This window comes from Pedobacter sp. CAN_A7 (assembly GCF_015752175.1).
Lineage (GTDB): Bacteria > Bacteroidota > Bacteroidia > Sphingobacteriales > Sphingobacteriaceae > Pedobacter.
In genome coordinates this window covers 543,402-563,897 of sequence record NZ_JADOUW010000003.1, presented here as the reverse complement: position 1 = coordinate 563,897, position 20,496 = coordinate 543,402, and the positions used below count along the sequence as shown (strand labels likewise).

The 20,496-nt window shown below is 40.9% G+C and carries 17 protein-coding genes and 1 riboswitch; of the genes, 13 read left to right on the top strand and 4 right to left on the bottom strand.

Going from position 1 to position 20,496, the window contains the following annotated elements; genetic code table 11:
* Positions 1–16: 16 nt before the first annotated feature.
* Positions 17–835, top strand: coding sequence for an SDR family NAD(P)-dependent oxidoreductase (locus tag IWX76_RS13915; RefSeq protein WP_196860571.1), 819 nt, complete (start codon positions 17–19; stop codon positions 833–835).
* A gap of 16 nt (positions 836–851) precedes the next feature.
* Positions 852–2,063: an MFS transporter gene (locus tag IWX76_RS13910; protein WP_196860570.1), complete on the top strand. Its 1,212-nt coding sequence runs from the start codon at positions 852–854 to the stop codon at positions 2,061–2,063.
* Positions 2,064–2,071: 8 nt separating this feature from the next.
* On the opposite strand, the gene IWX76_RS13905 is transcribed toward IWX76_RS13910, so the two are convergent.
* Complete coding sequence (locus IWX76_RS13905) at positions 2,072–3,553, bottom strand: aminotransferase-like domain-containing protein (protein ID WP_334642016.1); 1,482 nt, start codon at positions 3,551–3,553, stop codon at positions 2,072–2,074.
* A 116-nt stretch (positions 3,554–3,669) separates the two neighbouring features.
* Here IWX76_RS13905 and IWX76_RS13900 point away from each other — a divergent pair, with 116 nt between their 5' ends.
* Entirely contained in the window at positions 3,670–4,311 is a 642-nt protein-coding gene (locus IWX76_RS13900) for an FMN-dependent NADH-azoreductase (RefSeq protein ID WP_196860568.1), read from the top strand.
* A gap of 28 nt (positions 4,312–4,339) precedes the next feature.
* Positions 4,340–5,233, top strand: coding sequence for an EamA family transporter (locus tag IWX76_RS13895; protein WP_196860567.1), 894 nt, complete (start codon positions 4,340–4,342; stop codon positions 5,231–5,233).
* Between the two features lie 79 nt (positions 5,234–5,312).
* Here the strand turns inward: IWX76_RS13895 and IWX76_RS13890 are convergent, their stop codons facing one another.
* Positions 5,313–5,747, bottom strand: coding sequence for a carboxymuconolactone decarboxylase family protein (locus IWX76_RS13890; protein ID WP_196860566.1), 435 nt, complete (start codon positions 5,745–5,747; stop codon positions 5,313–5,315).
* A gap of 313 nt (positions 5,748–6,060) precedes the next feature.
* Here IWX76_RS13890 and IWX76_RS13885 point away from each other — a divergent pair, with 313 nt between their 5' ends.
* From IWX76_RS13885 to IWX76_RS13855, 7 genes are all read left to right on the top strand, one after another.
* Entirely contained in the window at positions 6,061–6,816 is a 756-nt protein-coding gene (locus tag IWX76_RS13885; RefSeq protein ID WP_196860565.1) for a CHAD domain-containing protein, read from the top strand.
* A 3-nt stretch (positions 6,817–6,819) separates the two neighbouring features.
* Positions 6,820–7,287, top strand: coding sequence for a CYTH domain-containing protein (locus IWX76_RS13880; RefSeq protein WP_196860564.1), 468 nt, complete (start codon positions 6,820–6,822; stop codon positions 7,285–7,287).
* A 111-nt stretch (positions 7,288–7,398) separates the two neighbouring features.
* Positions 7,399–7,962 (top strand): RNA polymerase sigma factor, encoded by a 564-nt coding sequence (locus IWX76_RS13875; protein WP_196860563.1) that lies wholly within the window; start codon positions 7,399–7,401, stop codon positions 7,960–7,962.
* Positions 7,955–8,743, top strand: coding sequence for a HEAT repeat domain-containing protein (locus IWX76_RS13870; protein ID WP_196860562.1), 789 nt, complete (start codon positions 7,955–7,957; stop codon positions 8,741–8,743). The genes IWX76_RS13875 and IWX76_RS13870 overlap by 8 nt, the downstream gene beginning before the upstream one ends.
* A gap of 23 nt (positions 8,744–8,766) precedes the next feature.
* Positions 8,767–9,603: a DUF4097 family beta strand repeat-containing protein gene (locus tag IWX76_RS13865; protein ID WP_196860561.1), complete on the top strand. Its 837-nt coding sequence runs from the start codon at positions 8,767–8,769 to the stop codon at positions 9,601–9,603.
* 36 nt (positions 9,604–9,639) lie between these two features.
* Positions 9,640–10,371 carry a hypothetical protein gene (locus IWX76_RS13860; RefSeq protein WP_196860560.1) on the top strand — a complete coding sequence of 244 codons (732 nt, stop codon included), beginning with the start codon at positions 9,640–9,642 and terminating at the stop codon, positions 10,369–10,371.
* 35 nt (positions 10,372–10,406) lie between these two features.
* Entirely contained in the window at positions 10,407–12,845 is a 2,439-nt protein-coding gene (locus tag IWX76_RS13855) for an outer membrane beta-barrel protein (RefSeq protein WP_196860559.1), read from the top strand.
* A 122-nt stretch (positions 12,846–12,967) separates the two neighbouring features.
* Here IWX76_RS13855 and metE read toward each other — a convergent pair whose 3' ends face one another.
* Positions 12,968–15,265 (bottom strand): 5-methyltetrahydropteroyltriglutamate--homocysteine S-methyltransferase, encoded by a 2,298-nt coding sequence (gene metE / locus IWX76_RS13850; protein ID WP_196860558.1) that lies wholly within the window; start codon positions 15,263–15,265, stop codon positions 12,968–12,970.
* Positions 15,266–15,401: 136 nt separating this feature from the next.
* A riboswitch (cobalamin riboswitch) is annotated at positions 15,402–15,584 on the bottom strand.
* 174 nt (positions 15,585–15,758) lie between these two features.
* Between metE and IWX76_RS13845 the strand changes: the two genes are divergently transcribed.
* The gene (locus tag IWX76_RS13845) at positions 15,759–16,220 is read left to right on the top strand and encodes an Lrp/AsnC family transcriptional regulator (RefSeq protein WP_196860557.1); all 462 of its coding nucleotides are present in this window, start codon (positions 15,759–15,761) and stop codon (positions 16,218–16,220) included.
* 38 nt (positions 16,221–16,258) lie between these two features.
* Here the strand turns inward: IWX76_RS13845 and IWX76_RS13840 are convergent, their stop codons facing one another.
* A complete protein-coding gene (locus IWX76_RS13840; RefSeq protein ID WP_196860556.1) occupies positions 16,259–18,697 on the bottom strand; it encodes an outer membrane beta-barrel protein in 2,439 nt (812 codons plus the stop codon).
* Positions 18,698–18,788: 91 nt separating this feature from the next.
* On the opposite strand from IWX76_RS13840, the gene IWX76_RS13835 reads away from it, so the two are divergent.
* Positions 18,789–20,423, top strand: coding sequence for an ABC-F family ATP-binding cassette domain-containing protein (locus tag IWX76_RS13835; protein ID WP_196860555.1), 1,635 nt, complete (start codon positions 18,789–18,791; stop codon positions 20,421–20,423).
* Positions 20,424–20,496 lie beyond the last annotated feature (73 nt).

The window sequence follows — 20,496 nt, the reverse complement described above, 5'->3', positions numbered from 1 at the left end:
ATTAATTTATATACAAATGTCAAAAGTGATTTTAATAACCGGTGCCTCAAGGGGATTTGGTAGAATTTGGGCTGAAGCCTTTTTAAAGCGTGGTGACCGTGTAGTGGCAACAGCCAGGAACCTGGATGTGCTCAAAGAACTCGTAAATGAATTCGGGGATCGGGTATTGCCGATCCAATTGGACGTGACTGATCGGGAGGCATGTATTCAAGCCGTAAATGCTGCTAAAGCGCATTTTGGACGGATTGATGTCTTAATTAATAATGCCGGTATTGGTCTTTTCGGGGCGGTGGAGGAGAACTCTGAACAGGAAGCCAGAGCACAGATGGAAACTAATTTCTTTGGGGTGTTGTGGTTAACACAAGCCATTTTGCCCGTGATGCGCGAACAGGGTTTTGGACACATTATACAAGTGTCTAGTGTTCTTGGATTAGTTACCGTTCCGGTTTTAGGGGTATATAACGCAACCAAATTTGCCGTGGAAGGTCTGACCGCCTCGCTTGCCGCGGAGGTGAAATCCATGGGGATTAATGTTTCTATTGTTGAGCCGAATGCTTATACGACAGATTGGTCAACATCGGCATTCAAGAGCCAGCCTATAGAAGCTTACCAAGCGGTGAAGGATGCTATGTTGGAATCTTTTACGACCCCCGGATATTTTGGAGAGCCTTCAGCAACAACTCCAGCAATTATAAAATTGGTTGACGCCATTGAGCCCCCATTGAGATTGCTATTGGGAAAAATTGGCTATCCCATTGTAAAACAGGAGTATGAAGCACGGCTGACTGATTTCGAAGCTTGGTTGGAGGTTTCTGAAGCTGCGCACGGAGATTAACCCCAATAGAATAACAATGAAAACTTTAAAAGAAAATCATCAGGGTTTCAGTACTATACTGGCCCTGGTGCTTATCCCTTTATCGGGGTTCGCTACAGATATATATTTACCCTCTATGCCTGCAATGGCTAAAGACCTAAACGTTTCTGCTGCTGCTATCCAGTTGTCACTAATACTTTTTATGTTCAGCACGGGTATTAGCCAAATTTTTATCGGAAGTATTTTGGATAGTTTCGGGCGGTTTAAAATCAGTCTAATATCACTGGCATTATTCTCTGTCACCAGTTTTGTTGTGGCAGTTGCATCGGATATTTATGTGATCTATGCTATGCGTATTATCCAGGGGATTACAATTGCCTTAATCGTTGTGGGAAAGCGGGCTTATTTTGTGGACCTTTATTCAGGTGAAAAATTAAAAGGCTATATCAGCTTGTTCGCTATTATATGGGCGTGCGCGCCTATTATGGCCCCGTTTGTGGGCGGGTATTTGCAAAGTATCTTCGGATGGCGTTCCAATTTTTATTTCCTGGGAGGCTTTTCACTGATTTTGCTTATCCTGGAGCTGGTATACAGCGGAGAAACTTTGAAATATTTTCAACCATTCAAAATAAAGTCGATTTTACAGACCTATAGCGGGATGTTAAAAGCCGCTGATTTTACATTGGGTTTAACTATAATAGGAATTTGTTTTGGCCTGGTGGTTATTTATAGTTTATCAAGCCCATTTATTATTGAGCGTGTACTAGGTTATTCTTCGGTAACTACCGGATACAGTTCCCTATTGTCAGGCTTGTCGATCATGAGCGGGGGGATCATTGCGAAGTCACTGCTTAAAAAGTCGTTGGTTAAAAAGGTGACTGTAGCCCTGCTGATCCAGGCCGCCCTTGTGCTTCTGATGATCTTAACAGTACCATTAGGATCCAATATCTATACCCTGATTGGATTTACAATAGGTATCCATATCAGCGGCGGATTTATCTTCAATATCATTTATGGTTATTGTTTGAGCCGTTTTTCAAGAAATGCAGGTGTAGCGAGCGGACTAACCGGAGGCGCAATGTACATGGTCAGTTCTTTGTTCAGTTACGGACTCGCGACTCTATATACAGTTAAAAGCCAACTATTACTGGGTGCAGCAAATATTTCTTTAATATTGCTCATGGGTCTGGTCTTCATTGTTTTTAACCGATACCGTAAAAGTCATCTATCCGCACAACAAATAGTTTAATGAACTAGTTATAGGCAGGTTTTCAAAATTCCTAATGCGGTTATGATTTCACCTTCGTCTAAAGATGCAAAACCGAGTCTCATTCCGTTGGTGTTAAATGATTCATTTTTATAAAATATTCCATTGTCAATATATAACCCTTTTTTAGCTGCATTGGATGACATTTTAACCAAATCGATTCTTGGATCATAATTTGACCAAACCGCCAGACCGCCTTCCGGAGTTTTGAATTCTATAATGTCATTAAAGTTTGTCTTCAGTATTTCGCAAAATAGATCTCTTCTTTGCTGGTATATTTTTAATGATTTTCGGAAATGTCTATCCATTTCACCAGTTTCATACATCATTGCGAAGGCGTCTTCAAGCAAGGTGTCACCTTGCTTGTCAATTAGTTCTCTTAGGGAAGCCGCCGCATCGATAAAGGCCGGAGGTCCAGCCATAAACCCGATCCGCAAAGCTGGTGCGAAAGTCTTTGAAATAGAGCCGATATAAATTACATTATGATGATGGTCGATGCTCGCCAGTGGAAGGAAGGGCTTATTATCATAATGAAAATCAAAGTCATAATCGTCCTCGATAATTGCGAAGCGGTATTCTTTGGCTAGTTTTAATAGTTTTAACCTTCGCTCCATACTTGTGGTTACTGTAGTAGGAAAGTGATGGTGAGGGATGATATATAAAGCTCTTATTTTCTGGGTTTTTAATACTTGTTCAAGATAATCTATATCCATCCCTGCACCATCGATGGGAATCCTCAGAAGTTTCGCCCCCGAGTGAATGAAAGTTTCATCTGCGTATCCGTAGTTTGAAACACCCAGTGCGATGTAATCTGAGGGTTCAATTAATAAACGAGCGGCTAAATATATCCCCATCTGGCTGCCTTTGGTGATTATTAATTGGTTCGAGGGTAGAGACAGCCCCCTCGTGTTGGATAGATATTCGCATATCATTTCCCGGAGGTGCTCTGATCCTTTTGAACTGCCATACTTTAAAAAGTTTTTCCCGTAAAATTTTCTTGAAATACTTCTGTATTCCCGCATTAGCTGGTCTACAGGGGCCAATCGTACATCTGGAAAACCGTCGTCGATAGCCAGTTTTGTGTGCTGCAGATTTTTATTAGGTATCGCATTTTTAAAATTGTTGGTCCAGATAAACGCTTGGTCAGGTTGATTAAGGAGGCTAGTTTTGTTTTGTGATGGAAATGGCTCAGCAACATTTCTTTTCGAAATCACTGGTAACTTAGAAAGTACAAAAACACCTTTTCGTTCAATGGCTTCTGCCCAACCCTGACTAATCAGTTCCTCATAAGCCAGCTTAACTGTATTTCTGTTGATGCCTATCATTTCTGCCAGTATACGCGAGCTGGGTAATACATCACAAGGTTGTAGTGTCCCACTTGTAATTAGGGAAATAAAGGTGTTGCACACTTGAATATGTAATGATAACGTAGCGTTCCGGTCGACTTGGATGATTGTTTTATATGGCAACATCTGGGCTGTATCTATTGTGAAATGTGGTATGTAAATATAATCCAATATCCCGATAATTTTGATGTATATCTCTATAGAAAAAGAGCGGTTAAAAAGTAAAAAAAAATTATAAGCAGATGAAAAGAGTATTGTTAATTAATGCCAGCGCTAGAATGCTGAATTCCAAAAGCAGAAGGCTTACCGAGGTTTTCGCGGAACAATGGACCACAAAAAATAGTGATCCTAATATCATTTATCGTGAACTTGGAAATGCAAATGTGCCTCACATTACTGAAAATTGGATTATAGCCGCATTTAAGCCTGAATCTGAAAGAACCCCCGACGATGTTGATATTCTGAAGTTAAGCGACAGCTATATTTCAGAATTGCACCAGGCAGATGTTATTGTGCTGGGCTCGCCAATGTACAACTGGTCAATTCCAAGTCCACTTAAGGCCTATGTAGACCAGGTGCTCAGGTTCTCCAAAACTTTTAGTATAGACCGCGAGAATACCCAAAGCCCCTATGTCGGACTTCTCAAAAATAAAACGCTTGTGCTATTGCTTTCAAGAGGGTTAGGAGAATATGAACAAGGGGAAGCTAATGAACATATGAATTTTCAAAGCAATTATTTGAAAACTGTATTTAATATGATGGGTGTAAAAAATATTCATACGGTGGCCATTGACGGGGCAGCTCAGGAAGGTGAAAAATTAACCGAAAAGATGGAGCGCTCACAACAGAGAATAAAGGATCTGATTGAGAAAGGTCTAGTTTAATTAATATTTATGGTTTAAAAATTCAGCGATGAGAAACCGCATATTGACAGGAAGTATATTAATAGCCATGGGTGCATCTAGTTATGGTATGCTAGGTACATTTGTGAAGCTTGCTTATTTGGATGGCTTTAGTACAGCGGAAGTTACTGTTTCACAGTTTATACTTGGGTTTTTTGCTTTGTTAATGATCAGTTTATTCGGTAATCAGAAGGAGGCAAAAGCGCCGGATGTTAAGAGCACGATTAAATTAATTACTGCTGGAAGTTCACTTGGGCTCACTAGCATTTTTTATTACATGGCCGTACAGTACATTTCAGTAGGTATAGCAATTGTGTTACTGATGCAAACAGTATGGATGGGAGTGGTTTTAGAAATGTTTTTGCATAAAAAGGTGCCCGGTAAGGCTAAAATAGGTGCAGTATTTATCATTCTTGCTGGAACTGTACTGGCCACGCGTGTGCTGAATGATTCCGTGAATATCAACTGGACGGGATTTGGCTGGGGATTGTTAGCTGCGTGTACTTATACAGCAACAATGTATACAGCTAATAACCTCGAAATCCAACTTCCTCCATTGAAACGAAGTCTTTTTATGATCTTGGGCGGATTGATTATTGTTTTATTTATATTTCATTCCTCGCTAAATCAGCACTTCTCTGTAGGTATTTTTACAAATTGGGGTTTGCTGGTCTCCTTATTCGGGACAGTCCTTCCACCATTACTGTTTACCCGAGGAATGCCCCTTACGGGAATAGGCCTTGGTGCAATTATCTCTTCAATTGAAATTCCTGTAGCCATATTGACTGCAAACATTTTGCTGGATGAACCTGTCAGCCTATTTCAATGGATTGGAATTGTGCTAATACTCTTCGCCATGGTTTTAATGAATATCGGGGTCATGACACCGAATCATAAAAACTAATATTTGGATTTTTTCGCAATAAACGTTAAAACAAACCTCTTCATTTGAAGGGGTTTGTTTTAATTACTTCATTGATGAATTAGCCTGGCAAAAGCGCAGTTGCAATACCAATCCTGTTCCAGACATTAATAGTGATAATTGATAGGATCACCTGAGCCAAATAAGTTTCATCCAAGAGGTTGGCGGCTAGTTCATAAGTTTCATCGCTTACATGATTACTGATGAGCGTAATTTCTTCAGTCAAAGCTAAAATCGCACGTTCTTCTTCTGAGAAGAACAGCGTGTCACGCCAAGCGTTAAGGGCATAAATACGTTGTTCTGTTTCTCCTGCTTTACGTGCTTCTTTGGTATGCATGTCAATGCAAAAAGCACAGCCGTTGATTTGGGAAGCTCTGATTTTGATCAGGTCTTTATGGGTTCTTTTTAACGGTGTGCTTTCTATAAATTTTTCCAATCCTAGCACAGCTTTATAACCCGCTAGTTCTACCTGATCAATTTTAATCCTTGTTTTCATTTTATTAAAATTTTATATTGAATTGTTAATATCAAAGGTAGTGTTCGCATAGCGTTGCAAAATATACCACTTTCGAAATAACCTATAGCCCAGATCTTATACTAAGAAGAGCGGATTTATATTCCTTCATGAAAAATGACTTATACATTAAATAATATTTCTATGAAATTAAGAACACAAACCATTTAACTGATGATGTGTTTATTTTAAGATAAGCCCGGTTTTAAATCAATTGATGTAATGACTAATTCACATGAATTTACTTCTGTATGTTGTGTTAATAAATCCTTTGGGCAATTATTAAAAAGAGGTTATGCGAAAGAAGAAAATTAAAAATCAGGTCAAAAAGGAAGGCATACAGGCTAAGCGCTCATTGCGAGGCTTTATGAAAAATGGCGATCAGGATAAGCTCCATAAGTTTAGGGTCGGTATTAAGAAATTGCGTGCAGTGGCTACGCTGGTTGAGCAAACCACTTCATTGAATCATATTCGAAATGGTCTAAAACCGATAAAAGAAACCTATCAGATCAGCGGTAAAGTGAGAGATAGTTACCTGCATATGAAATTAGCTACAACAGTGTCGGCAGATAAGAAATATATATCTTCTGAAAAGCGGGTGATGAAAAAGGGTGCAAAAAAATTGCGCAGAGAACGAGCCCATCATTTTAACATGTTACACCGTGCTACAGGTAGGTTGCTTAAACGCGTGCCAAAGGTTAAAAATAAAAATGCCAGCCTATTTTATGATATGGAGCTTCGAAGTGTGGAGAGATGTTTGACCTCGAGTAAGGGGGTTGAGGAGATGCATGACTGTAGGAAGCGGATAAAGGTATTATTATATAATCTGCCGTTGTTGGGCAGCGTACTTAATGTGCCAGTCAATGAAGACTATTTACAGCAGGTACAAACTGCTATTGGCGACTGGCATGACCATGTTTTAGCAGCAAAACAATTTGCCGCGTTGGGAGATAAATCTGAGCTGTTGATGCAAGAGGTGAATAAGCTTACCGAAAATTTCTACGAACGTACGACTACAATTGCTGAAACATTGACCGATAAAAAAGGCTAAACGATGGGAATAGAGATAGAACGTAAATTTTTAGTAAAAAAGGAACTTTGGCTGGCGCTGGAAAAACCTGAGGGGACTCACTATCGCCAGGGATATTTTATGAATATGCACGATCGTGTGCTACGCATTAGGATAGCAGGCGACCAGGGTTTTATAACGATCAAGGGTGCCGCAGAAGGAATTAGCCGGTTAGAGTATGAATATCAGATTCCTAAAGCTGACGCAGAGGAGATGCTGAACAAGTTTCAGCCTGAAGGGACTGAAAAGATTAGGTACCGCATCCCGGAGGGAAACGGCGCTGTCTGGGAGGTCGACGAATTTCTTGGGGCAAACAAAGGCCTCATCGTCGCTGAAATAGAGCTAAATAGTGAAGATCAGCAGTTTTTACGGCCGGAGTGGCTGGACAAGGAAGTCACCAGTGATGAGCGCTATGCTAATTCCAACCTGGCCTTGCGGCCAATTCAATCTTAACTGCATATTTTTACCTGGATAAATTAAAAAAGTTTTATGATCGGTGCAACATTCAACGTTCACCTGCGACTAGATTATAGAAACCCAGTAAAAACAATAATACGCCTCTAATTGCAGCCAAAAGTAAAAAAGATAACTGATCAGGAATTGATTGAAATGTGCCTTAAGGGTAAGGATTTCGGGTATACTGAACTGTACAATAGGTATGCCAGAGGGATCTATAATTCCATTCATCGTATCGTTTCCCATACGGCAGAAGCGGAGGACATCCTTCAGGATACCTTTTGCCTAATCTTTGGCGACATGAAGAAGTTGCAAGAGGTAGTTAGTGTGGAGGGCTGGGTAAAACGTATAGCGATCAACCGCTCAATATCGCACTTGCGAAGAAAAAAAATAGCCTTCACTGATCTGGAGGATATGGAGATTGCGGATGAAGAGCCGCACACTGAGGATGATGAAGACATCTTCAATTGCAGGGTAGAGGACGTGAGAAAAAGCATTGAAGCACTACCCACAGGGTATAGAACGGTGGTAAACCTGTACCTTTTTGAGCAGATGTCGCAAGTGGAAATTGCAGCATTATTGGGCCTTTCTCATAGTACGGTAAGGACGCAATACCACAGGGCAAAAAATAGAATATTGTTATCATTAAAAGACAAGAGTTATTATGAATGATCCGATAAAAGATTTCGTGGAAGGGCATAGGGAGGAATTTGATCATCTGGAAGCCCCTGTTTTTAAACTTGATCAGCTGAAACCTAAGTTCCAACAGATCCCGGAAGTGCGAAAAAGAAGTTTTTCCATCTTAAATGGAAACAAATGGCTGGTTGCTGCTTCTATTCTGATCACGCTGACTTGTGCCTGGTTTTTCTTCTATCCTAAGCATGAAAAAAAGCCCGAAGTTCAGCTGGCGGGGCAAAACCCAAAGAGCATCCCAAAAACGTTGGTGGAGGCTGATAGCGCAAGAATAGAAGTTGCGCCTTTAGCTGAAGACCGTATGGAGCAACAGGTTAAACAGCGCGAACCTAAAACAAAGCAGAAAGCTAAGGAAAACATCATTCCGGTGCCAAGCCGCTATGCAAAGCTTAAAGATAGCACTTCCGCCAGCATGAGGCTCCTTGCCATTCTCGAAATAGAAGAAGCCGGCAAGATTGACAAGAGTGTAATAGACATGCTCGCTTTAACGCTTAACCATGACGGAAATACCAACGTAAGGCTTGCCGCACTTAGCCTGATGCAAAAATACAGCGATAACGAACATGTCTCTGCATTGCTGGTCAGCTCATTATATGAGCAGGGCGATCCAATTGTACAACTAGGCCTGGTTACTACCCTTGGAAAAATGAAAAACATTGAAATCAACGACAAGCTTGAATCACTTGTCAATAGTCCGGAAACCTTTGCTGCAGTCAGAGATGAGGCCTATCGTATTTTACTTAACCAAAACAAATTGTAAACACATTTTAAACACACATACCAATGAAAAAGCACTATATATTATTATTCTCGATCATAACAATGGCCACAGCTGTATTTGCACAGAAAGAATACAAGCTGGCAGCAACTTCCGGGCAGCTCAGTTTAAATATTCCTGGGGTGATTATCGAGGGCTACAATGGAAATGAAATTATATTTTCTGTTCCTAAAACTGAAAATGAGGTTGTTGATGAGCGTGCAGCAGGTTTGAACGTGATCAATGGATCTGGATTTATGGACAATACCGGGCTTGGGTTGGATGTTACGCAGAAAGGTGATGAAATTACAGTGAATGCAGTAGGGATGGAGAGGAACGGCATATTGACGATCAGGGTGCCACAAAACATAAAAATATCTTTTAAAAATACCAGCCCTATCAACCAGGGTGAAGTATTTCTGAAAAACCTAAGAAACGAAATCGAAGTGTCTACCAGTTACAACAAAGTGAAATTAGAAAACAATACCGGCCCAATGAATGTCAAAACACTTTATGGATCTGTAGACGCAGTTTTTGCTAATGACATGAAAGGTCCTGTATCGATTGTCTCCGTATATGGGTATGTTGACGTTTCCCTTCCAAGAGCCGCTAAAGCCAACGTAAAGTTGTCAACAAACTACGGAAAGGTATATGCTGCAGATGGCCTAAAGATTGCATTAGATAACCAAACTGAAAACACCAATAACGATGCTTTTAATTTCTCCAGTGGTGATTTAAATCTCACGATCAATGGCGTTCGTTCCAACCGCACATCAGGTAGTATCAATGGAAAAATCAATGGTGGCGGTGCCGATGTTATTCTGAAATCTAGCTACAAGAATGTTTACCTAAGAGACAAATAGTTCAATAGCCATACGGCAGCTTCCTCACCAATTCATATGAAATCATTATTTTTATGGCTTTTTATAGCCATCGGGCCATGCTTTGCCCTTGCTCAAACGAAAGTAAAGAAGTCTTATCCGGTTGGTAAAAACCAAACCATTGACTTCCGTTTTGACTACCCGAAAAACATTTACATCAGCACCTGGATTGGCAATGAAATTAATATCGAAGCTCAGGTAAACATCAATAATGGGAAAACTGATCAGGCTTTTTCTTTGGTGGAAACTTCAACGGCAGGCAGAATTTCCATAGCTAATAAACTTGATCTGGATCTGATCCCTGATAGCTATTACATCATGCAAAAAGGTGTTAAAACGCAATTCAGTTCAAAGAAGGATCTTGAAGCACACTTGAAGACCTTAAGTGGCCCCAGGCCATCAATTTATCAAAATAAAGATATCAATATCGATATTCACATAAAAGTGCCAGTAAACGTAAACACGAAAATCACATCGGTTTACGGTCTGGTAGAAGTAAGCAATTTCAATGGTCCCATTCATGTCGATGCAACATATGGTGGAATAGACGCTAGTCTTACAGAAAAAGCGATAGGGAGGCTCCAGTTAATTACCCGATACGGGAAGATTTTCTCCAACTTAAGCTTGAAGCCCATAGAAAAGATCGAAAAAGATTTCTTCACCTCCATTACGGCGGTACCTGGAAAAGGCCCGGGCTACCACCTTAATTCCTCCTACGGTAATATCTACTTACGCAGCACCAATAAATAAAAACTAAACTTTCTTTTTCTTAATCCTCTCCAGTTATGAACAATATCTGCAAGCTTCTTTGTGTTTTTTTTAGTCTATGTTCCTTAGCTTTTACTTCCTTCGCACAAGATCAAACGGGGCTTATCAGAGGCGCTGTATCTGATTCGCTAAGCAATAAACCTGCTGAGTTTATCACCCTTGCCTTAAAAAAGGATGGGCAAGTGTTGAAGACTGCGGTGACCAAGCAAAACGGTTCATTTGAGATCGAAGAAGTGCCTTTTGGGAATTATACCTTAACTGCCACCGCCATTGGTTACACCCCTAAGACATTTCCAGTTGCACTTAACGCTGAAAACAAAACTTTTGAGGCAGGACATATCCAGCTGGCAGGTCAGGTGAACACCCTTGCAGATGTTTCTGTAACTGCCATGCGCCCGATGATCAAACAGGAGGTGGATAGAATTACTTACGATATCCAGGCTGATCCGGAAAGTAAGGTATTGACAGCATTGGATATGATGCGCAAAGTTCCACTGCTTTCCCTGGATGCCGATGATAACATTAAACTAAAAGGTGGCGATAAGTATAGGATTTTAATCAATGGCAAACCATCCAGCATGATTGATCAAAGCCCAAAAGATGTATTGCGTGGTATGCCCGCTTCATCCATACAAAAGATTGAAGTGATTACCACACCGCCTGCTAAATATGATAGTGAAGGGCTTTCTGGCCTTATTAATATCATTACCAATAAAAAGATAGATAACGGTTATAATGGGAGTTTTAATCTCCGCCATCAAGTTCCGGTTGGTGGTCCTTCTGCCAGTGCATCTTTATCATTTAAGCAGGGGAAATTTGGTGTAAACGCTTACGGTGGTACCGGATTGTATGGCGCTCCGCAAACCCAGATTCTGAATACCAGAACCACAACGGGAGTTAATCCATCGGTATTAATAAATGATGGAAGACGAGAGTTCGATAATAACTTTCGCTATGGCGGTGCCGACTTCAGCTTTGAAATAGATAGCTTAAATTTAATTACCGCCGGTTTTAATCCATATAGTGGCTACAATAACACTAGTAATAACCAGCAATTTAGTTTGAGCAGCCCTGACCAGGTTATTGCTTATGACCTGTTAGGGAAAAATAGGTTTGAATGGAGTGGACTGGAACTCGCCTTTAATTACCAGCATGGGTTCAAAAGTAATAAAGACCGGCTGCTGACGCTCTCTTATCAGTCAAACAATGGCAGCAACCCTCAACGAAATGCATTGTCCTTTTTAAACCGGCAGAATTATCAGGACCCAGACTATGTACAGCGAAATGAGAGCACATCAAAAGAACAAACCATACAGGTAGATTATGTGCATCCACTTAAAAAGCTAAATATTGAACTAGGTGTCAAAGGTATTCTGCGAGATAACAGTAGCAATTTTGAATATAGCACGCTAGATGATGTGACTGGTCTGTATACCATTGACCCCAATAGAACCAATAGGTTCAATAATACTCAAAATATCATTAGCGCTTATAATTCCTATACCTATAGCTTAACCAGTCTCGTGTTTAAGGCAGGGCTGCGTGTAGAAGAAACTTTTGTGAAGGCAGATTTTATCAGCAACGCATCCAGGGTTAATACCGACTATTTCAACATCATTCCTTCATTTTCTGTGAACCGTAAATTCAACAATCAAAGCAACCTGAATTTTGGCTTTACCCAGCGCATTCAAAGGCCGGGAATTTATAATATGAATCCTTTTGTTGACCGGTCTATACCGAATTATGAATCAACCGGAAACCCTAATCTGGAGGCCGTATTAGCCAATAATTTTGAGCTGACGTATAGCAAATTTAAGAAAGGCTCTGTAAATATTGGTCTGAGTTATAATTATGCCAATAATACCATCCAGAATGTGTCTGTTTATAATCCCGCTGATCAGATAACCCGAACTACATTTGCTAACATTGGAAAGGATCAATCACTCACCACAAACCTGAACATTAATTATCCTTTGACCCCTAAATGGAATGTTACGGTGAGTGGCAATATTGGCTATACCTGGCTGGAAGGGGTTATAGATGGAGTGTTAATAGAAAACAGTGGTTTAAAAGGCTACGCTTATATAAACACAGGTTACAAGTTTGAGAAACACTGGCGGGCAAATGCGAGTTTCAGCTACAATGCGGCCTCGGTGAACCTGCAAGGTAAATATGGTGAATATTATTTCATGTCTTTTAGTGGCAGCAAAGAAGTAGTGAAAGATAAACTGACGTTAACAGCGGGAATTAACAATCCATTTACCAAATACAGGTATTACGAAACCTTTCTGGAAGGTCCCGATTTTTCGCAGCGGTACAGAGGACAGAATTATAACAGGTCTTTTAGCTTGAGTTTAAATTGGAAGTTCGGTAGCCTGAAAGAAGCCGTGAAGAAAAGTCAGCGCAGCATTAAAAATGATGATGTAAAAAGCGGGGGAGCTACATCTGGGCAATAGTGATAAGCTAGTTTTAGTGGTTACAAACTTCTATCAATACCGCAATTCCGGTTGGTTAAAGACCTGGCCGTAATTGCGGTATTGTTGATGGGGCCCTTAGACCTGTTTTGGGAAAAAGTACGCTAATCTACGCTGATCTGTTCGCGTGCTTGTTTGGCAGCAGCGACCATGTTTTCTAGTGCAGCTTTCGTCTCCGGCCATTTACGTGTTTTCAATCCGCAGTCCGGGTTTACCCACAGGTGACGCGCCGGCAGTAGTTCTGCAGCTTTTGCCAGTAGGGAGGCCATCTCTGCTGTGGTTGGTACGCGGGGGGAGTGGATATCGTATACACCTGGACCAATTTCATTAGGATACTCAAAATGCGCAAAAGCCTGTAACAGTTCCATCTGCGAACGTGACGTTTCAATTGTGATTACATCAGCATCCATCGCGGCAATGTGCTCAATGATGTTATTGAACTCGCTGTAGCACATGTGGGTATGAATTTGGGTTTTATCCTGTACGCCGCTCGCAGTGATGCGGAAGGCCTTTACTGCCCAGTTCAGGTAATGCGGGTGTTTGGCTTTTCGTAATGGCAAGCCTTCGCGGATAGCGGCCTCATCGATCTGAACGATACCAATACCTGAGTGCTCTAAAGCCAACACTTCATCGCGGATTGCTAAAGCAATCTGGTTAGTAGTCACTTCGCGAGGCTGATCGTCACGAACGAATGACCACTGTAATATGGTTACCGGGCCGGTTAGCATACCTTTCATTGGCTTGTCAGTTTGTGCAGCGGCAAATTTGCTCCATCGTACGGTCATGTCATTCGGGCGGCTAACATCACCATAAATTACCGGAGGCTTCACGCATCGGCTACCATAACTCTGCACCCATCCATATTTGGTAAACAGAAATCCTTCAAGCTGTTCGCCAAAGTACTCAACCATGTCATTGCGCTCAAATTCGCCGTGTACCAACACATCTAAGCCAATCTCCTCCTGCCAGCGGATGGCTTCAATTGTTGCCTGCTCAATTGCCCGATCATATTGTTCAAGGCTCAGCTCGCCTTTTTTCAATAGCGCTCGCAGTTGACGTATGTCATCAGTTTGCGGGAATGAACCGATGGTTGTTGTCGGAAATGCAGGGAAATTGTATCGTTCGCGGTGTAATTTCTGACGAACAGGGAATGCACTCTCCCTGGTTGCATCAGCTTCGGTAATGGCCGCGAGACGGTTTTTAACGGCTTGCTTGTGTGCTTTCTGTGATGATCTTCTGCTTGCAATAGCTGCCTTGTTGGTGTCCAGCAGTGCTGTATTTCCTTCTGCAACCTGACGGAGTTCAGTCACTTCAGTTAATTTCTGTTTGGCAAAGGCCATCCAGTTTTTGATCTCCGGATCAATCGCCGTTTCCAGTTCCAGGTCAATCGGACTGTGCAATAGGGAGCAGGAAGGGGCAATGATCACCCTGCCTGCACCAAGCTTTTCAACAGCTTTGTTGATTAATTTTAATGATTTTTCATAGTCGTTCTTCCAAACGTTACGCCCGTCTACAACGCCTAAAGAAAGTTGAAGATGAACTGGAATCAGTGCAAGGACTTCATCCAGTTGTTCTGGTGCACGTACCAGGTCAATATGTAATGCAGTGACAGGAAGGTTTACGGCCAGCTCGACATTGTCTAACAAAGCTTCAAAGTAAGTAGCTACGAGTATTTTAACGCCACTTACACCGTGCGAAATAACGCGATAGGCATAGTCAAATGCTTCCTTCTCCTTTTTAGAAAGGTCAAGTGCAAGGCATGGCTCATCAAGCTGGATCCATGTAGCGCCTTGTTTTCTTAAGCGGTTGATGATCTCCACATAAACTGGTACCAGTTTTTTGATCAGTTCGATACGCTCAAATCCTGGTTCTTTTTCCTTACCAAGCAATAAATAACTTACCGGCCCAAGTAAAACTGGCTTCGCTTTTTCGCCAAGCTGTTGTTTTGCAAGGTTATATTCACAAAATATCTTTTCGTTAAAGATCCTGAATTCCTGTGTTGCCGTAAATTCAGGTACAATATAGTGGTAATTGGTATCCAGCCATTTGGTCATCTCCATGGCGGTAATATCCAGGCCGTTTTTCTGGTAACCACGCGCCATTGCGAAATAAAGGTCGATTTCATTATTGGTTTTTACCTGGGATAGCACTGGGGAATAGCGCTGCGGAATAACGCCCAATAGCAAACTTGTATCCAGTACCTGGTCATAGTAACTGAAATCATTGCAAGGAATTAAATCGACACCTGCGTCAAGCTGGGTCTGCCAGTTTTGTTCTTTGATGGTGCGTGCTACCTTATTCAGTTCTGTAAGGTCGATTTTACCTGCCCAATAGTGTTCACAGGCTTTTTTTAGTTGTCTTTGGCCACCAATTCGCGGGTAACCTAAATTTTGTGTTAACATTTCTTTTAACTTTTTAAATGGTTAATATCATTGTAAAAAGTTCTTCAGCATCTCAGGATACGCTGCGGTTATAGCATTCAGGAAAGAAAAGTACAGATACGTACCCATCTGACATGAAGCTTCAATCGCGAAAGCATCGTCAATACGGAAATAGGCAGGTATCCTGACTTGTAACAATTTTTATCGTCCTTCCCGCTTAGGCAGTGGAGCTCGTGGATAAAAACCTTTAATGTTACTTACAGTTGCGCGACAGTTCGTGATTTACACACGATTCCCTATTAATTCACAGCTAAGTAAAACCTTTTCCGATTGTTGAAATATGTAAAGAACTCTTATCATTACAATTCAGCTTTAAACTTCAACAAAGATACATTTGAAGACTATTAAACCTTATTATACGTGATAATCAGATGATTTATCCTTATTTAATAAGTATTTAAGCATATCAAGCTTTAAATGTGCTATTTTGACTGCTTATAAAGGAAATTATTCTATGAAAGAGTTAGATGAGACTGATTTATTGCTGCTGAAATTACTGGCCAACAATTCAAAACACAGCAATAAAGAACTTGCTACATTGGTAAATCTTTCTCCTTCACCTGTTTTCGAACGGATAAAACGACTGGAGAACAGCGGATACATTAAAAAGTACATTGCCATTCTGGATGCGGAAAAATTCAACAAGGGATTCCTGGTTTTTTGCAATATCAAGCTTAAACAGCATGATAAAAAAATAGGCCATCAGTTTGTAGCCGATATTCTGAATATCGACGAAGTTGTAGAGTGTTATAACATTTCAGGTGATTATGATTTTATACTAAAGGTTTATGCAAAAGACATGAAACATTACCAGGACTTTGTTTTCAATAAACTGGGTTCAGTGGAAAGTATAGGCAGTACGCATAGTACTTTTGTGATGGCTGAAATAAAAAATACGCATAACATTAGCTTCTAACAGGACGGGCTTGTGTTTAAAGTTAAACACCTTAAATCTTATAATCGTTGAGATTCGTTTTCTAAACCTGTTTTTCGACTATCCTTCATTTTGATCTTATTGTTACCGAAGCGATAACTGAAATTTAATCGTACCTGACGAGTTTCGCCTGCATAAGTGGTATGAAGCAACAGGTTATCAAGTTGCGTATCGGTGATGGTTTTATTTGTTCTGAATATATCCGAAACAGCCAGTCGCAGCGTTGCTTTGTCCTGCATTAAATTCTTCTGCAAACCTAGGTCAACCTGGGAATTGCCTTTTATATAGGTGTTTAAACCACTTATATTTTTCGAGTTAATCATGCCTACCGCCTCAGCGGTGATATGCCCGGGAAGATTAAAAGTCTGTTGAATATTAATTCTACCCGCAAAGCGGCTGCGGTTAAATGCTCCATATTCTACTGTGCCTACTTTATTCTCCAACCGGAATCCTATACCTGTCAGGCTCATATTCCACCATGTTGCAAGGCTAAGCTGTTGTGTAATGGTCATATTCAGGTTGTTTTGAAATCCTATATTTCGTGGTACCATATGAATAATATTGTCAGCTAAAACTTCAGTAATCCTGCTGCTGATATCGCTGGTGTGTGTGTAAGCAGTAGAGACCGTTGTTTTTTTAAAACTAAACTGGAGTGCTAAAGTGTTTGCATATTGTGGCTGTAGAAAGGGGTTTCCCTTCCAATACGAAAGTTCATCTACAGGGTATGAAAATGGATTGAGGTTATTATAAGCGGGGCGGTCAACACGGCGGGCAAAACTTAAATTATAACTACCGGTTGGCGTTTTGTAAGTAATTGCCGCCGTGGGGAAAACATTCAGGTAGTTTCTGGAAACCGTAGTTGCTGACTGATTGCTGCCTTCCCTTGGTTGCAAATGTCCTTTGGAGTGCGTATGTTCTAACCTGATGCCCATATCAAGGCTAATTTTATCACTAACAGGGCGTTCATATTTCAGATAACCAGCACTGATTTGTTCCTTATAATCGAAGGTATTTGATCGGTTAATATCGATCACATGAACACTGCCATTTGCATCATATTGATTAAAAACATTATTAGCACCTACATCAGAAAATTTTGCACCTGCTAACATTTTTCCTGTTCCTACAGGAAAACCATAATCGGCTTTAAGTGCGTATAATTTGATAGCTCTGCTATTGGCGACCAGGAAATTATTGGAAGATAGAAATGTGCCATCGCCTGCATAATAGGTGTTTTCGCTAAGGTTTGTTGTGGCGGCATCAAAGATTCCATAATCGGCATCGATATCCAGGCTGGTGCGGTTATTGCCTTTATAGCGGTAATTAAAGTTGACATTATAGCGTATCGCTAGCTGGTCTGGGTAGCTGCTCTCACTTCGAAGGGTTTGAAGAAGCTCCCCGGATAATTGATCATAGATATTCGTTATTGGGAAGATGACACCGCCTCCACTCGAATAATTAGCATTGACCACCATCCCAAATGTTTTGGTACTGTCTAAAGCGTAATCTAAACCCAGGGTATATCCAATCTTATGCTTTTTATCAACATCATGATTGGCGTTTAAATAAACCTTTCCGTTTGTCGTCCGGTCAGTATCATAGTCCATGGCATAATGCCCGAAATTATGATTGTAACTGCCGAATACATTGACTTTTCCCTTCCGGAAATTAAGGTTTAGGTTGGTGTTTTGCTTCATGGTTAGTCCATAGGCGATTCCGTTAGTCATACTGCCATTGAAGCCTTCTGCAATTGATTTTTGAAGCACCAGATTGACGATACCACCGCTTCCGGCAGCATCATATTCGGCGGAAGGGTTTTTAATCACTTCAATCAGTTTCAGATCTGATGCAGGCATCGACTTCAATAGTTGTGCAAGGTCCTCTGCCTGCAGATAGGTCTGCCTGCCGTTAATCATCACCAATGCACCATTGGCTCCATTCAATGTGATCGTATTGTCTTGATTCACAATGACTCCAGGTGTTCTTTTTAGTGCTTCCAAGGCATCTGTACCTTGTGCGGTTACGCTTTTCTCGATGTTATATATCATCTTTCTGCCTTCGATTTTTATCAAAGGTTTATTCCCGGAACTTTGAATAACTACTTCCTTTAAGCTGCGGGCAGCGCTTTCAATTTTTATAATGCCTAAATCTAAATGTCCGGATAATGTGAGCTGATCACGCTGATAAGCGAGTGCTCCCTGGTAACTAATAGAAACGATATAGGTTCCAGCTGCAATGTTAAAAGAAAAGTTGCCATCGCGACTGCTAAGTGTTTGTTTAACGACCTGTCCGTCATCTGCTTGCTTTAAAAATATAGTGGCTCCTTCAATAGCTTCATTATTCGTGTTATTGATGATGCCTTTTAGGCTGAGCGTTGGGGTCGTTTGCCCGTATGCGGATGAAAATAAAGTAGTCAGGATAAATAAAATGCAGGTTCGCTTGAGGAAAAGGGCTATCATGAATTTGGTTAGGCTGTTTAAAGGATGAAATTACTAATAATTAAGTTTCAAATTCAATTATCTTTACCCCTGAATTTAAGAACCCCATTTCGTGATTAATGTAAATAACATCTCCGTTTCATTTGGCGGAACCACCCTTTTCAGCGACGTCACCTTTCCGATAAACGAGAACGATAAGATCGCCCTGATGGGTAAAAATGGCGCTGGCAAGTCGACCATTCTAAAAATTATTGCCGATGTGGCTAAACCTACATCTGGTAGCGTAACCGGTCCAAAAGATGCGGTCATTGCGTATTTGCCACAGCACTTGCTTACCCATGATAAGGTGACTGTTTTTGAAGAAACAATGAAAGCTTTTGAAGAGGTAAACCAGATGCAAAAAGAGCTGGAGGAATTGAATGAGCAGTTAACGATTCGTACGGATTATGACAGTGATGACTACATGAAGTTGATCGAACGTGTATCTGAACTGAGTGAGAAATTCTATTCCATCGAAGAGGTCAATTATGATGCAGAGGTAGAAAAGGTGTTAAAAGGTTTAGGTTTCGCGCGTAAGGATTTTACCCGCCAAACGTCTGAGTTTTCGGGTGGATGGCGCATGCGTATTGAACTGGCCAAAATTCTGTTAAAGAAGCCAGATCTCATCTTACTGGATGAGCCTACCAACCACATGGATATAGAGAGTATACAATGGTTGGAAGATTTTCTAATCAACTCGGCTAAGGCAGTTATTGTAATTTCTCACGATCGTGCCTTTGTAGATAATATTACCAATCGTACCATTGAAGTGACCATGGGTAGGATATACGATTACAAAGCCAAGTATAGCCATTACCTGCAGTTGCGTGCCGATCGCCGTGTGCACCAATTGAAAGCTTATGAAGAACAACAGCGTTTTATTGCAGATAACCAGGAGTTTATAGATCGATTTAGAGGAACTTATTCTAAAACTTTACAGGTACAATCGCGTGTAAAGATGCTTGAAAAGCTGGAAGTGATTGAGATTGATGAAGTAGATACTTCGGCATTACGATTGAAATTCCCACCATCGCCACGTTCTGGGCAATATCCGGTGGTTGTAGAAGAGCTTACCAAAACTTATGGCGATCATGTGGTCTTCGAAAAAGCTTCAATGGTGATTGAAAAGGGCGAAAAAGTGGCTTTTGTTGGTAAAAATGGAGAAGGTAAATCGACCATGATCAAAGCCATCATGAATGAGATTGATTTTGAAGGAAGCATGAAACTAGGTCACAATGCGAAGATTGGGTATTTCGCTCAAAACCAGGCGGCATTGCTTGATGAAAACTTAACGGTATTCGAAACTATTGACCAGATTCCTTTAAGTGATGGTGCTGTGAAAATTAAAGATCTTTTAGGTGCTTTTATGTTTAGCGGTGATGACACCACTAAAAAAGTGAAGGTACTGTCTGGTGGGGAGAAAACCCGTTTAGCGATGATCAAGTTGCTGTTAGAGCCTGTTAATGTGTTAATTCTGGATGAGCCAACCAATCATTTGGACATGAAGACCAAAGACATTATTAAGGATGCCCTTAGGGATTTTGATGGCACACTGATTCTGGTATCCCATGATCGGGATTTCCTTGATGGGCTTGTGCAAAAAGTATTCGAATTTGGTAATAAGCGTGTACGAGAGCACTTTGAGGATATTAAAGGGTTCCTGGCTTACAAAAAAATGAATAGCTTAAAAGAAATAGAACAAAATTAAAATAGAAGCCTGTTCTACAACAGCCTCGATAACAGTAAAAGTCTTCGGTGAAAACCGAAGGCTTTTTGTTTGA